Raw genomic sequence first — 14,545 nt, forward strand, 5'->3', positions numbered from 1 at the left:
GCGCTTTGAGCTTCGAAGCGCTTGGACTGGAACCCTCGTTACTCCTCCGGCACTCCTTCAAATCCTCTGAAAATCGACGAACGGCCCTCATTGCCGATCATTCGCCGGTATCCTTGCACACGTCTGGATCAAGCGTTTCAGCGGGCCCGCCAGCCCGTCCTCGCTGTTCATGGAGTGACGCATGTTCAAACCTATCTATCGATCGGCATTGCTCGCCAGCCTGCTGGCCTGCTCCGTAGCACACGCACAAATCTTTCAGCGTGAGCTGGGTGCCTTCGACCTCAAACTCGGCACCAGCCCCACCCGCAGCATGGCCCAGGGCCTGGTCAAACCCTCGGCCGTCGGCTCGTTTCACGGCGGCCTGGACCTGAGCCACGACAGCGGTTTCTATGTGGGCCAATGGTCGCCCAGCATGGGTATCAGCCCGGGGAAAAACCTCGAGATCGATTCCTACATGGGTTTTAAACAACCCTTCGACAAAACCCTCGGCTACGAAGTGGGCCTGATCCGCTACAGCTACCCCGAAGTCACGCTCCCTGACAGCCAGGAACTGTTCGGCGGCCTGACCTTGCTCGGCAGCCGTTTCGGCATCGCCTTCAGCAATGACCCGGACAAACAGAACAACACCCTGTTCGCTGACTTGAGCGGCAATCAACCGTTCGGTGTCGGCATCAGCCTGAAATACACCACCCACCAATTCAATACGCCAGTGGCGGTGGATGGCGGCTATGTAGGCAGTTTTACCGATTGGTCGCTGAAATTGTCCCGCCCGTTCATGCGCATCGACCTCGACCTGATCTACAGTGATTCCAGCCTGAGCGGCAGCGGTTGCCCGGCCTATGCCGGGCACAACAGCCAGTGCGACGGGCTGGTGACGCTCAAGGCCGAACACCCGTTCTATTGATCGGCTGAACTGCCGGACTCCTCTTGGGTTCACATGAGAATCAGCCCCCGAAAGCTGGCTTTCGCAAGGATTGGCCCATGCCCCTCTGGTTCAAACATATCGCGGTTGTGTTGACCATTGCCCTCGCCCTCGGCGCGTGCAGCCGCGTGGGCCTGGCCTACCGCAATCTCGATGTGATCATCCCGTGGACGCTCAGTGACTACCTGGACATGAACGGCGAGCAGAAAAGCTGGCTGGACGAACGCCTGAAGGAACACCTGAGCTGGCACTGCACCACCCAACTGCCCGGCTACCTCGACTGGCTGGATCGCCTGCAAACCATGATCGCCACCAACCAGGTCACCGATGCCGGGTTGCAGGCCCGCGCCCGTGAAGCCGAACAGGCGGTCGCCGAGACCGCGCGGGAAATCACCCCGTCGGCCATCGAGTTGCTGCAAGGGCTGGATGACAAGCAAGTCGCCGAAATGAACGACGCCTTTGCCAAGGACCAGCGCAAACGCCAGGAGGAATACCTCAAGCCTTCCCTCGACCAGCAGATCAAGGAACGCGGCGCGCGCATGGAGAAGCGCCTGAACGACTGGCTCGGGCCGCTGAACACTACCCAGCAACAACGGGTAGCCACATGGTCCAACGCCTTGGGCGAGCAGAACACCCAGTGGCTTGCCAACCGGGTCCATTGGCAGAAGCAGTTCAGCGCGGCCGTTGCCCAACGCCAGAGCCCCCAATTCCCACAACGCATCGAGACGCTTCTGGTCCATCGCGAGAGCTTGTGGACGCCCGCCTATCGTCAGGCCTTTGCCAACACAGAAGCCCAGGCGCGTTCACTGTTCGTGGATCTGATGGCTGAAAGTACACCGAACCAGCGCGCACGCCTGCTGAAGAAAATCGAGGGTGTGCGCAAGGACTTCAATGACTTGAAGTGCCTGAAAGCGGCAGCGCAACGCTGACTGAAACACAGGGTGGAGTATGAAGACTTCAGGCAATCTGCACCTTCGACGCCACCTGATCAAACGCCTCCTCCAGCGCATCGTCCTGCTCGTCCAACTGCTGCCGCGGGTGATCATTGCCGGGAATACTGCTGTCGTTCAGCCGGGCATTTGCTGACGACCGACCGGCGACATGTCGAAATCCATGCAAGCCAAACGACTAGTCTGTGTAAGTCACCTCCCCGCCCCACGCAGGAGAACACAACATGAACATTCAGAATCATCCCGTCGTATCGCGGGAAGAATGGCTCACCGCCCGCAAACAACACCTTGCCCACGAAAAAGCCTTCACCAAGGAAAGGGACAGGCTCAGCGCCGAACGCCGCGCCTTGCCCTGGGTGAAAATCGACAAGGACTACCACTTCCAGGGGCCTGCCGGCGAACTGAAACTGGCGGACCTGTTCGGCGGCCGCAGCCAGTTGGTCATCTACCACTTCATGTTCGCCGAGGGCTGGGACGAGGGCTGCCCCGGTTGCTCGTACCTGAGCGATCACATCGACGGTGCCAACCAGCACCTGGCCCACCATGACGTTGCAGTAGTGGCGGTTTCCCACGCACCCTTCACTGAATTCCAGGCGTTCAAGCGGCGCATGGGCTGGAAATTCGATTGGGTGTCATCAGAAGGATGCGATTTCAACTACGACTTTGGCGTCTGTGCACGGGCCGAAGAGGTCGCCGCCGGAAAGGCTACGTACAACTACGAAAAAACCGATGGCGCCGAGGAAGAACTCCCCGGTCTCAGCGTGTTTTTTCGCAATGACGCCGGTGAAATTTTCCATACCTACTCCACCTATGCCCGGGGCCTGGACATGCTGGTCGGCGCCTACAACTACCTCGACCTGACGCCCAAGGGTCGCAACGAGGACGAAATCATGGAGTGGGTGCGGCATCACGACAAATATGAGGAACAGGAGAAGTCGACCTGCTGTCATGGTGGATAGACCCAGACACCGAGGCGCGGCCTTCGTCGGATCGCCGCCCGGAGCAAGCCACTCTCCCACAGGTTTTGTGTCGTACACAAGATATGTGTTCTCACCAGGCCCCTGTGGGAGCGGGCCGGGCGCACATAAAAAAACCGGACATCAGTCCGGTTTTTCTGGGTCACGACAACGACTTACTCAGCCGCCGGCGCTTCCGGCTTGCGGCGCTTGAGCGGGGCCATGCCGTCCTTGCTGACCAGGGAATCGGTCTTCGGGCGGTTGGCGCTCTTGCGCTTGGTAGGGGTCTTGGCGGCAGTCTTCTTCTTGTCGCCCTTGGCGTCGGTCTTTTTCTTCTTCACGCCGACGGCCTTGCCCGAGGCCTTGACCTTTTTCGGTCCGCCGTAGGTGCCTTTGACTTCCTTGATGGTGCGGCGCTCGAAGCTCTGCTTGAGGTAGCGCTCGATGCTCGACATCAGGTTCCAGTCGCCATGGCAGATCAGCGAGATGGCCAGGCCATCGTTGCCGGCGCGACCGGTACGACCGATGCGGTGCACGTACTCGTCGCCGCTGCGCGGCATGTCGAAGTTGATCACCAGGTCCAGGCCGTCCACGTCCAGACCGCGAGCGGCGACGTCGGTGGCCACGAGGATTTTCACGCCGCCCTGCTTCAGGCGGTCGATCGCCAGTTTGCGATCCTTCTGGTCTTTCTCACCGTGCAGCACGAACGCTTTGTATTCCTGCGCCACCAGGCGGCCGTAGATACGGTCGGCCATGGCCCGGGTGTTGGTGAAGACGATGGCCTTCTGGTAGGTCTCGTTGGCCAGCAACCAGTTGACGATCTGTTCTTTGTGCTGGTTGTGGTCAGCGGTGATGATCTGCTGGCGGGTGGTGTCGTTCAGTTGGCTGACCGCGTTGAGCTGCAAGTGCTCAGGGTTGTTCAGGACCTTGGCAATCATCTCGCGCAGGCCCGAACCGCCGGTGGTGGCGGAGAACAACATGGTCTGCTGACGGTTGGTGCACTCGTCCACCAGACGCTGCACGTCTTCGGCGAAGCCCATGTCGAGCATGCGGTCGGCTTCGTCGAGCACCAGCACTTCAACTTCTTTCAGGTCGAGGTTACCGGCGTTCAGTTGCTCGATCATCCGGCCCGGCGTACCGATCAGGATATCCGGCACCTTGCGCAGCATCGCGGCCTGGACCTTGAAGTCTTCGCCGCCGGTGATCAGGCCGGACTTGATGAAAGTGAACTGCGAGAAGCGTTCAACTTCCTTCAAGGTCTGCTGGGCCAGTTCGCGGGTCGGCAGCAGGATCAGGGTCTTGATGCTGACGCGGATTTTCGCCGGGCCGATCAGACGGTTGAGGATGGGTAAAACGAATGCAGCGGTTTTGCCGCTACCGGTTTGCGCCGTCACCCGCAGGTCACGCCCCTGGAGCGCCAGCGGGATGGCCGCGGCTTGCACAGGCGTTGGCTCGACAAATTTCAGCTCGGCCACGGCTTTGAGCAGGCGTTCGTGCAGGGCGAATTGGGAAAACACGGGTGCTACCTCGAAGAAATGCAAAAAAACAGCTGCATAGGGTAACGGTTTCGAGCGCTCAGGCCGAGTTTCTTTATACAAATGTCGGTAAACAGTTGGTTTTTTGTTGCCTGATTTTTCCCGAAACGTAATACAAAGCGTCTTAAATGCTCTAATCCCCTCTCGCGCCTTACAGAAGAATCGTTTTCGACCATGGATATCAAACAGCTCTGGACCAACGTCCTGGACCTTTGGGGTGCCCTCGACCAGCACCCGCTCGTGCACTCCAGCCTGTCGCTGTTGCTGCTGCTGGCAATTGCGTTGTTCCTCGGACGGGTGGCGCGCTACCTCATCCTGCACGCTGCAAAAATGCTCAGCCGCCAGCCGGCCTTGCACTGGGTCAATGATTTCCTGCAGAACAAGGTGTTCCATCGCCTGGCGCAGATCACCCCTTCGCTGGTGATCCAGTTCGGTCTCAATCTGGTGCCGGACCTGAGCAAAACCAGCCTGAATTTCCTCGGCAACGTCGCGCTGTCCTTCACCTTCCTGTTTCTGCTGCTGGCGGTCAGCGCCCTGCTCAACGCCCTGCTGGACATCTACGCCCGCACCGAGCACGCCCGCACCCGCTCGATCAAAGGCTATGTGCAACTGGCGAAAATGGTGCTGTACGTATTTGGCGCGATCATCATCGTCGCCACGCTGATCGACCGCTCGCCGCTGTTGCTGCTGTCGGGTCTGGGCGCCATGTCGGCGGTGATCCTGTTGGTCTACAAGGACACGCTGCTGTCGTTCGTCGCCAGCGTGCAGTTGACCAGCAACGACATGCTGCGGGTCGGCGACTGGATCGAAATGCCCCAGGTGGGCGCCGACGGCGATGTGGTGGACATCACCTTGCACACGGTCAAGGTGCAGAACTTCGACAAGACCATCGTCTCGATCCCGACCTGGCGCCTGATGTCCGAGTCGTTCAAGAACTGGCGCGGCATGCAGGCTTCCGGTGGCCGCCGGATCAAGCGCAGCCTGTTCATCGACGCCAGCGGCGTGCGCTTTCTGCGTGACGACGAGGAGCAGAAGCTGTCCCAGGTGCATTTGCTCACCGACTACATGACCCGCAAACAGGCCGAACTCAAGGCCTGGAATGAGGCCCAGGGCAACGTCGCGGCCATGTCGGCCAACCGCCGGCGGATGACCAACATCGGCACTTTGCGCGCCTATGCGCTGGCCTACCTGAAGAGTCATCCGGGGATCCAGCCGAACATGACCTGCATGGTGCGCCAGATGCAGACCACGGCCCAGGGCATTCCGCTGGAAATCTATTGCTTTACCCGCACCACCGCGTGGGCCGATTACGAGCGGATCCAGGGTGATATTTTCGATTACCTGTTGGCGGTGCTGCCGGAGTTCGGGTTGAGTCTTTATCAGCAACCCAGCGGATCGGATTTGCGTGCAGGGATATTGCCGGCGGTACTGGGCGCGAGCCATCTTCCCGAAGCGGAAAAACGCAGGGTGTAACACCACAAAAACAAATGAGGGAGCGGCGGTGCGGCGATCCGACTTGCTCGCGAATGCGGTGGGTCATTCAACATTGATGTCGACTGACACTCCGTATTCGCGAGCAAGCCCGCTCCCACAAGGGTTACATCGTTTTCAGAATTTGCGGGTTACTTGACCTGCCGCTGCGGTGCCTTGTGCACCATGGTGTAGGCGTAATCCACGCCCATGCCGTACGCACCGCTGTGTTCCAGCACCAGTTCCATCACAGCCTCGTAAGTGTCCTTGTGCGCCCAGTCACGCTGGTATTCGAGCAACACTTGTTGCCAGGTCACCGGTACCGCGCCAGCCTGAATCATCCGCTGCACCGACATGTCGTGGGCTTCTTTGCTGGTGCCACCGGAGGCGTCAGTGACGATGTACACCTCGTAGCCTTCAGCCAGGGCTTCCAGTGCCGGGAAAGTCAGGCAGACCTCGGTCCATAGCGCGGCAATGATCAGCTTCTTGCGACCGGTGGCTTTCACCGCGTCGACCAGTGCCTTGTCTTCCCAGGAGTTCATCGAGGTACGCTCGATCGGCTTCTGATCCGGATGCACTGCCAGCAATTCGGGCCAGATGTAACCGCTGAAGCTCTCGGTTTCGACCGAGGTGTAGATGGTCGGTACGTTGAAGATCTTCGCCGCCTTGGCCAGGCCCACGGTGTTGTTCTTCAGGGTCTGGCGGTCGATGGACTGCACACCGAATGCCATTTGCGGCTGGTGGTCGATCAGGATCAGGGCGGAGTTGGTTGGGTTGAGCAGTTCACGAATTGACATGGCGCGTTCCTTTTGATGTCGATACTTCGAATGGGTAAGGGGTTAGTCGACCTTGCCTTCAGCGGCGTTGTTGTCGGCCTGGATGTCACTTTAGGGGCTGGCAATAAAAGGGACAATTACCTAAAATCGAGAATGATTGATTCTAAAATAGGGACAATATGGATCGCATCGAATGCATGCGCGCCTTCGTCGTCACGGTCGGCGAGAACGGCTTCGCCGCAGCCGCCCGGACCATGGACGTGCCGCGCTCGAAAGTCAGCAAACAGATTCAGGCGCTGGAAGAAGCCATCGGCGTGCAATTGCTGCAACGCACCACCCGCAGCCTGCACCTGACCGAGGCCGGAGCCGAATATTTCGATGCAGCACGGGAGGTGTTGGCGGCACTGGACGAGGCCGAGCAACGCGCCCGTGACGGCATCGGCGAGTTACGCGGTGTGTTGCGGGTCAATGCGCCGATGTCGTTCGGTCTTCGGCGGCTGGGGCCGTTGATTCCGCTGTTTCATGAACAGCACCCGAACATCGAGCTGCAACTGGTGCTCAGCGACCAGCAGGTCGACCCGGTGCGGGGCGGGTTCGACGTGACCATCCGTATCGCCAGCATGCCCGACTCGACCATGATCGCCCGGCAACTGGCGCCCGCGCCGCGCATCATGGTGGCGTCCCCGGCTTATCTCGAGCGCGCGGGCATTCCACACACTCCGCAGGATCTGCGCGCCCATCAATGCCTGAACTACGGGTATCTGCAGAGCGGTGTAAGCCTGCAACTGTGCAATGGCAAGGAAACCCAGCGGGTGAACGTCACCGGCCCACTCCACGCCAACAACGGCGACCTGCTCGCCCAGGCCGCCGAAGCCGGCATGGGCATCGCCTTGCTGCCCGACTTCATCGTCGAGGATGCGCTGGCGGCCGGGCGACTGGTGCCGGTACTGTGCGAGTGGCAGGCCCCGGCGATTACCATCAATGCGGTGTACTCGTCGGCCCGACGGTTGCCGCAGAAGACCCGGGCGTTTATCGAGTTTCTGGTGGCGCAACTGGCGCCGAAGTGATTTTCAAAGATCACACAATCTAGTGTGGGAGCGGGCTTGTTCGCGAAGGCGTCGTGTCAGTCGATATCATTGCCACTGGACACCGCATTCGCGAGCAAGTCGGATCGCCGCACCGCCGCTCCCACAAGGTTCAGTGAACGGCCAGAGGTTTACGTACACCCAATCTGCTGATCCACACCGCCAGCAAAATCACGGAACCGCCGAGCAACAACCGCCCCGGTTCTTCATGCTGGTTCCAGATCAGCAGGTTGACCAGCAGCCCCACCGGCACATGCAGGTTGTTCATCACCGCCAGGGTCCCGCCGTTGACCAGGCACGCGCCCTTGTTCCACCAGTACAGCCCCAAAGCGGTCGAGACCAGACCGAGGAACAGCAGCACACCCCATTGCAGCGGTGCTTCGGGCAGGAAGTTCTGTTTGCCGAACAATAGAAACGCCGGCAACGCCACCGCCAGTGCGCCGAGGTAGAAGTAGCCGAAGCGTCGGTAATGCGGCAGATCGCTCGGGTGGCGCGCGACCAGGTGTTTGTAGAGCACCTGGCCTGCGGCGTAGGTGAAGTTGGCCAGTTGCAGCAACAGGAACCCCATGAAGAAGTCCGGGTTGATCCGGTCAAAGCGAATCACCGCCGCCCCCGCCACCGCCACCAGCGCCGCGACCAGGGCCCAGGGATTGAAGCGACGGTTGAGCGCATCTTCGATCAGGGTGACGTGCAGCGGCGTGAGGATGGTGAACAACAGCACTTCCGGCACCGTCAGTACGCGAAAGCTCAGGTACAGGCAGACGTACGTCACGCCGAACTGCAACGCGCCGATCAACAGCATGCCGCGCATGAACGCCGGTTCCACCGAGCGCCAGCGGGTCAGCGGGATGAACACCAGCCCTGCCAGCAGCACCCGCACCAGCACGGCAAAGTAACTGTCGACATGACCGGCCAGGTATTCGCCGATCAAACTGAAGGAAAACGCCTGGATTAGCGTGACAAAAAGTAGATAGCCCATGCTCGCCTCATTTCGAATGGCGGCGACGATAGCGGGTTTTGCTGCTGATCGCGAACACCCAAACAATACAAAAATCCATTGTGGGAGCGAGCTTGCTCGCGATAGCGGTGGATCAGTCAACATCATTGTCGACTGACACTCAGTCATCGCGAGCAAGCTCGCTCCCACAGGTTTTTTAGGTGCTTGTTAAATCCCGGGCAAAAAAAAGCCCGATCTCGCTAAAGCGTTCAATCGGGCCAGGGCACTCAGGAGCAACAAGTGCGAAGGGAGGTTCGATGCGCGTACAGGCTTGAAGGGTTGCGCCAGGTCACTAGACCATCCAGCGATTATCTGGCGATTAACCGGTCAGGCCACTTGGGAAAGCTTGGCGTTCGCCTGGTTCAGGCCTTTCTCCTGGAAGTCACCGCCCAGGTTCATGCCTTCGGCGTGGATGAACGTCACGTCGTGGATGCCGATGAAGCCCATGACCTGACGCAGGTACGGTTCCTGGTGATCGGCGGTGCTGCCGGCGTAGATACCGCCGCGAGCCGTCAACACATAGGCACGCTTGCCGCTGAGCAGGCCTTGCGGGCCGGTTTCGGTGTACTTGAAGGTCACGCCGGCACGCAGCACATGGTCGAGCCAGGCTTTCAGGGTGCTGGGGATCGCAAAGTTGTACATGGGCGCGGCCATGACCAGTACATCGGCGGCGAGCAATTCGTCGGTCAACTGGTTGGAGCGTTCCAGGGACGCCTGTTCGATGTCGCTGCGCTGCTCGGCGGGTTTCATCCAGCCACCCAGCAGGTTGATGTCCAGGTGCGGCACCGGCTTGACGGCCAGGTCCCGGACAGTGATCCGGTCATTCGGGTGAGCGGCTTTCCACTGGCTGATGAAGGTCTGGGTCAGTTGGCGGGAAACCGAGTCTTGCTGACGGGCACTGCTTTCGATGATCAGAACGTGGGACATGGGATGTAGCCTCCATCTGAGAATGCTGTAGGTCGATGGAGTGAAGGTTAAACAGAGTCATATCGATGAAAAAGCGCAAATAACTGCTATAACCCATCAATAAATTCGTTTATAAGCTCAGCATATCTGTGGGAGCGGGCTTGCTCGCGAAGGCGCCGAGTCAGGCAAATAATATTTTGAATGACAAAACGCTTTCGCGAGCAAGCCCGCTCCCACAGGAGATTGCTGTCATTTCGGGGTGCAGCTCAGCTCGATGCGCAGCTTGATGATGTTGCGGCTGAACTTGGCGGTGGCATTTTTGTGCTTGCCGGCCGGTACGTCGATCTTGCGGGTACGTGGTGCTTCCGGACCATTGATGAAAACGGCTTTGCAGCTTGCATCGACGTCGCCGTAGTTGGCCACCTGGATGGAGCCGATGTCGCTATCCGTGTCGTAGGTCTGGTAATCGATTTTCATGCCGTTGAGGTCTTTCTTCACATCGATCGGGTAAGCCATCGCCGTCAGCGGCAGCAGCGCCAGCAGCACACAACAGAATTTTTTCATTCAGCAGCCTCCAATAAGGGCTGCCAGCTTAGGACAAGAGGAGCTCAACATGAAAGCGCCCCGCGTGACCCTTGATCAATGGCGAACGCTGCAGGCCGTGGTCGATCACGGTGGTTTCGCCCAAGCCGCCGAGGCGCTGCATCGCTCGCAATCGTCGGTCAGCTACACCGTGGCTCGCATGCAGGATCAGCTCGGTGTGCCGTTGCTGCGCATCGACGGACGCAAAGCCGTGCTGACCGAAGCCGGCGGCGTGCTGTTGCGCCGCTCCCGGCAACTGGTGAAACAGGCCAGTCAACTCGAAGACCTGGCCCATCATATGGAGCAGGGCTGGGAAGCCGAAGTACGCCTGGTGGTCGATGCCGCTTACCCAAGCGCCCGCCTCGTCCGCGCCTTGACCGCATTCATGCCGCAAAGCCGTGGCTGCCGGGTGCGCCTGCGTGAGGAAGTGCTGTCGGGCGTGGAGGAAGTCCTGCTCGAAGGCGTGGCCGACCTGGCCATCACGGGGTTCAGTATTCCCGGTTACCTGGGCGCGGAATTGAGCGACGTCGAGTTCATCGCGGTTGCCCACCCGGAACATCCCCTGCACCGCCTCAACCGCGAACTGAGCTTCCAGGACCTGGAAAGCCAGATGCAAGTGGTGATCCGCGACTCGGGGCGCCAGCAACCACGGGACGTCGGCTGGCTCGGTGCCGAACAGCGCTGGACCGTCGGTAGCCTGGCCACCGCCGCGACCTTCGTCAGCAGCGGCCTGGGTTTTGCCTGGCTGCCCAGGCACTTGATCGAACGGGAACTCAAGGAAGGCACGCTCAAGCTGCTACCGTTGGATCAGGGCGGCAGCCGCAACCCGAGCTTCTACCTGTATTCGAACAAGGACAAACCGCTGGGGCCGGCCACGCAGATTCTCATCGAACTGCTGCGTACGTTTGACACCGCCCCACTGGACGCACCGTTCGCCGCCCCCGAACAAGCCTGACACGGAGTGTATGCATGGCCTATTTCGAACACGAAGGTTGCAACCTGCACTATGAGGAATATGGCCACGGCACGCCGCTGCTGCTGGTCCACGGCCTCGGTTCCAGCACCCTGGACTGGGAAAAGCAGATCCCGGCACTGGCCACCCGCTACCGGGTGATCGTCCCGGATGTGCGCGGTCACGGCCGATCGGACAAACCCCGGGATCGCTACAGCATTGCCGGATTCAGTGCCGACCTGATTGCATTGATCGAGCACCTCAATATCGGTCCGGCACATTATGTCGGCCTGTCCATGGGCGGCATGATCGGCTTCCAGTTGGGCGTGGATCAGCCGCAACTGCTCAAGAGCCTGTGCATTGTCAACAGCGCGCCCGAGGTCAAGCTGCGCAGCTACGATGACTACTGGCAGTGGTTCAAGCGCTGGACCCTGATGCACGCACTCAGCCTGCGCACCATCGGCAAGGCGCTGGGCGGCAAGCTGTTCCCAAAACCCGAGCAGGCCGAATTGCGACAAAAGATGGCCGAGCGCTGGGCAAAAAACGACAAACATGCTTATCTCGCCAGCTTCAATGCCATTGTCGGCTGGGGGGTCCAGGAACGACTTTCGAAGGTCACCTGTCCAACCCTCATCGTCAGCGCCGACAGGGACTACACACCGGTGGCGCTGAAGGAAAACTACGTAAAACTGCTGCCCGACGCGCGGCTGGTGGTGATCACCGATTCACGCCACGCCACGCCGCTGGACCAGCCGGAACACTTCAACCAAACACTGCTGGAGTTTCTGGCCGCAGTCGACACCACCACTCAGGATCACTGACCCATGCTGAAAAAAATCGCCCTCGCCGCAGGCTCCGTCCTGTTTGCCGCCAACCTGATGGCCGCGACGCCGGAAAAGGCACCGCATGTGCTGCTGGAAACCACCAACGGCCAGATCGAAATCGAACTGGACCCGGTCAAGGCCCCGATCAGTACCAAGAACTTCCTTGAGTACGTCGACAAAGGCTTCTACAACAACACGATTTTCCACCGGGTGATCCCGGGGTTCATGGTCCAGGGTGGTGGATTCACTCAACAGATGCAGCAAAAAGACACCAACGCACCGATCAGGAACGAATCGAAAAACGGCCTGCATAACGTGCGCGGCACCTTGTCCATGGCCCGTACCTCGGTGCCTGACTCGGCCACCAGCCAGTTCTTCATCAACGTCAAGGACAACGACTTCCTTGACCAGGGCGATGGCTACGCGGTATTCGGCAAAGTGGTCAAAGGCATGGACGTGGTGGACATCATCGTCAATTCGCCAACCACCGTCCGTGGCGGCATGAAGGATGTGCCGGCCGATCCTGTGTTCATCAAGTCGGCCAAGCGCATCGACTGAGACTAAGCTGGACAAGGATGTCCGAGCCGTTGCCGGTGTTTGCCGGCAACGCTCAAACCGTTAAAAGGAGAGCCCGCCCGCGGGCGAACAACCCATGCTTTATCGCCGCTTTGAAAAACTGATCGATGTTTTCCGTGAAGCACCGACGGCGTCTCCGCCAGACCGTGTATTCCCTTTTTATACCTATTACCTCAAGCAGGTCTGGCCGAGCTTCGCCGCCCTGCTGATCGTCGGCCTGATTGGTGCTTTGATCGAGGTGGCGTTGTTCAGTTACCTGAGCCGCATCATCGACCTGGCCCAAGGCACGCCGAACGCCAATCTGTTCCGGGAGCACGCCCTCGAGTTGACCTGGATGGTGGTGGTTGCGCTGGTGCTGCGCCCCATATTCGTGGGCCTGCATGACCTGCTGGTGCACCAGACCCTGAGCCCCAGCATGACCAGCATGATCCGCTGGCAGAACCACAGCTACGTGCTCAAGCAGAGCCTGAACTTCTTCCAGAACGACTTCGCCGGGCGCATCGCCCAACGCATCATGCAAACCGGCAACTCACTGCGCGACTCCGCCGTGCAGGCCGTGGATGCGTTGTGGCATGTGCTGATCTACGCCATCAGTTCCCTGGTGCTGTTCGCCGAAGCCGACTGGCGCCTGATAATCCCGCTGCTGACGTGGATCTTCGCCTTCATCGGTGCCCTCTGTTACTTCGTGCCACGGGTCAAGGACCGCTCGGTGGTGGCGTCCGATGCGCGCTCCAAACTCATGGGGCGGATTGTCGACGGCTACACCAACATCACCACCCTGAAGCTGTTCGCCCATACCAACTTCGAGCAGCAATACGCCCGCGAAGCCATCAAGGAACAGACCGAGAAGGCGCAACTGGCCGGCCGCGTGGTCACCAGCATGGACGTGGTCATCACCAGCATGAACGGCTTGCTGATCGTCTGCACCACCGGCCTGGCCCTGTGGTTGTGGACGCAGTCGTTGATCAGCGTGGGGGCGATTGCCCTGGCCACCGGTCTGGTGATCCGCATCGTCAACATGTCCGGCTGGATCATGTGGGTGGTGACCGGCATCTTCGAAAACATCGGCATGGTGCAGGACGGCCTGCAGACCATCTCGCAACCGGTCAGCGTCACCGACCGCGACCAGGCCAAACCCCTGGCGGTGGCCCGTGGCGAAGTGCGTTTCGAGCATGTGGATTTTCACTACGGCAAGCAGAGCGGGATCATCGGCGACCTCAACCTGAGCATCAAAGCCGGTGAAAAAATCGGCCTTATCGGCCCGTCCGGTGCTGGTAAATCGACCCTGGTGAACCTGCTGCTGCGCCTGTATGACGTGGAAGGCGGACGCATCCTGATCGACGGCCAGAACATCGCCGACGTCAGCCAGGAAAGCCTGCGCGAACGCATCGGCATGATCACCCAGGACACCTCGCTGTTGCACCGTTCGATCCGCGACAACTTGCTGTATGGCAAACCCGACGCCACCGACGCCGAACTCTGGGAGGCCGTGCACAAGGCCCGGGCCGACGGTTTCATTCCTTCACTGTCGGACGCAGAGGGCCGCACCGGTTTCGATGCCCACGTTGGCGAGCGCGGGGTGAAACTCTCCGGCGGCCAGCGCCAGCGCATCGCCATCGCCCGTGTGTTGCTCAAGGACGCGCCGATCCTGATCATGGACGAGGCCACCTCGGCTCTGGATTCGGAAGTCGAAGCGGCGATCCAGGAAAGTCTCGAAACCCTGATGCAGGGCAAAACCGTGATCGCCATCGCTCACCGGCTCTCGACCATCGCCCGGATGGACCGGCTGGTGGTGCTGGAAAACGGCAAGATCGCCGAAACCGGCAGCCATGCCGAACTGCTGGCCCATGGCGGTTTGTATGCACGCTTGTGGCAACACCAGACCGGCGGGTTTGTCGGGATCGATTGAGCTATTGAACAATACACTTCCCCTGTGGGAGCGAGCTTGCTCGCGATAGCAGATTGACATTCAACATTGGTGTCGACTGACAAACCGCCATCGCGAGCAAGCTCG

General features: G+C 60.0%; 14 protein-coding genes and 1 pseudogene. 9 read left to right on the forward strand and 6 right to left on the reverse strand.

Features of this window, described 5'->3' with window-relative positions:
- The first annotated feature begins 181 nt into the window (after positions 1-181).
- Both PMI34_RS23235 and PMI34_RS23230 read left to right on the forward strand, forming a co-directional pair.
- Positions 182-904 (forward strand): TorF family putative porin, encoded by a 723-nt coding sequence (locus PMI34_RS23235; protein ID WP_008046827.1) that lies wholly within the window; start codon positions 182-184, stop codon positions 902-904.
- Between the two features lie 77 nt (positions 905-981).
- Positions 982-1,851 carry a DUF6279 family lipoprotein gene (locus PMI34_RS23230; protein WP_008046828.1) on the forward strand — a complete coding sequence of 290 codons (870 nt, stop codon included), beginning with the start codon at positions 982-984 and terminating at the stop codon, positions 1,849-1,851.
- Between the two features lie 28 nt (positions 1,852-1,879).
- Here PMI34_RS23230 and PMI34_RS27840 read toward each other — a convergent pair.
- Positions 1,880-1,993, reverse strand: a pseudogene (locus tag PMI34_RS27840) (transcriptional regulator); the annotation flags it as partial.
- Between the two features lie 103 nt (positions 1,994-2,096).
- On the opposite strand from PMI34_RS27840, the gene PMI34_RS23225 reads away from it, so the two are divergent.
- Positions 2,097-2,831: a DUF899 domain-containing protein gene (locus tag PMI34_RS23225; protein WP_008046829.1), complete on the forward strand. Its 735-nt coding sequence runs from the start codon at positions 2,097-2,099 to the stop codon at positions 2,829-2,831.
- Positions 2,832-3,004: 173 nt separating this feature from the next.
- On the opposite strand, the gene PMI34_RS23220 is transcribed toward PMI34_RS23225, so the two are convergent.
- The gene (locus tag PMI34_RS23220; protein WP_008046830.1) at positions 3,005-4,345 is read right to left on the reverse strand and encodes a DEAD/DEAH box helicase; all 1,341 of its coding nucleotides are present in this window, start codon (positions 4,343-4,345) and stop codon (positions 3,005-3,007) included.
- A gap of 192 nt (positions 4,346-4,537) precedes the next feature.
- Between PMI34_RS23220 and PMI34_RS23215 the strand changes: the two genes are divergently transcribed.
- Positions 4,538-5,836, forward strand: a complete 1,299-nt coding sequence (locus PMI34_RS23215) for a mechanosensitive ion channel family protein (RefSeq protein WP_008046831.1) — start codon at positions 4,538-4,540, stop codon at positions 5,834-5,836.
- A 149-nt stretch (positions 5,837-5,985) separates the two neighbouring features.
- On the opposite strand, the gene PMI34_RS23210 is transcribed toward PMI34_RS23215, so the two are convergent.
- A complete protein-coding gene (locus PMI34_RS23210) occupies positions 5,986-6,630 on the reverse strand; it encodes a hydrolase (RefSeq protein WP_008018228.1) in 645 nt (214 codons plus the stop codon).
- A 158-nt stretch (positions 6,631-6,788) separates the two neighbouring features.
- Between PMI34_RS23210 and PMI34_RS23205 the strand changes: the two genes are divergently transcribed.
- On the forward strand, positions 6,789-7,676 hold the full coding sequence (locus tag PMI34_RS23205; RefSeq protein ID WP_008046837.1) for a LysR family transcriptional regulator: 888 nt from the start codon (positions 6,789-6,791) through the stop codon (positions 7,674-7,676).
- Between the two features lie 130 nt (positions 7,677-7,806).
- On the opposite strand, the gene PMI34_RS23200 is transcribed toward PMI34_RS23205, so the two are convergent.
- The 3 genes from PMI34_RS23200 to PMI34_RS23190 all read right to left on the reverse strand — a co-directional run bounded on the left by PMI34_RS23200 (position 7,807) and on the right by PMI34_RS23190 (position 10,161).
- A complete protein-coding gene (locus PMI34_RS23200; protein WP_008046838.1) occupies positions 7,807-8,673 on the reverse strand; it encodes a carboxylate/amino acid/amine transporter in 867 nt (288 codons plus the stop codon).
- Positions 8,674-9,018: 345 nt separating this feature from the next.
- A complete protein-coding gene (locus tag PMI34_RS23195; protein WP_008046839.1) occupies positions 9,019-9,618 on the reverse strand; it encodes an FMN-dependent NADH-azoreductase in 600 nt (199 codons plus the stop codon).
- Between the two features lie 228 nt (positions 9,619-9,846).
- Complete coding sequence (locus tag PMI34_RS23190) at positions 9,847-10,161, reverse strand: hypothetical protein (RefSeq protein ID WP_007984867.1); 315 nt, start codon at positions 10,159-10,161, stop codon at positions 9,847-9,849.
- 49 nt (positions 10,162-10,210) lie between these two features.
- Between PMI34_RS23190 and PMI34_RS23185 the strand changes: the two genes are divergently transcribed.
- The 4 genes from PMI34_RS23185 to PMI34_RS23170 all read left to right on the forward strand — a co-directional run bounded on the left by PMI34_RS23185 (position 10,211) and on the right by PMI34_RS23170 (position 14,440).
- Complete coding sequence (locus PMI34_RS23185; protein ID WP_008046840.1) at positions 10,211-11,134, forward strand: LysR family transcriptional regulator; 924 nt, start codon at positions 10,211-10,213, stop codon at positions 11,132-11,134.
- Positions 11,135-11,148: 14 nt separating this feature from the next.
- Complete coding sequence (locus tag PMI34_RS23180; RefSeq protein ID WP_008046841.1) at positions 11,149-11,952, forward strand: alpha/beta fold hydrolase; 804 nt, start codon at positions 11,149-11,151, stop codon at positions 11,950-11,952.
- Positions 11,953-11,955: 3 nt separating this feature from the next.
- Positions 11,956-12,513: a peptidylprolyl isomerase A gene (locus PMI34_RS23175; RefSeq protein ID WP_008046842.1), complete on the forward strand. Its 558-nt coding sequence runs from the start codon at positions 11,956-11,958 to the stop codon at positions 12,511-12,513.
- Between the two features lie 94 nt (positions 12,514-12,607).
- On the forward strand, positions 12,608-14,440 hold the full coding sequence (locus tag PMI34_RS23170; protein ID WP_008046843.1) for an ABC transporter ATP-binding protein: 1,833 nt from the start codon (positions 12,608-12,610) through the stop codon (positions 14,438-14,440).
- Positions 14,441-14,545: the final 105 nt, after the last annotated feature.

Origin of the sequence: Pseudomonas sp. GM74, assembly GCF_000282455.1 — a bacterium.
Classification (GTDB): domain Bacteria; phylum Pseudomonadota; class Gammaproteobacteria; order Pseudomonadales; family Pseudomonadaceae; genus Aquipseudomonas.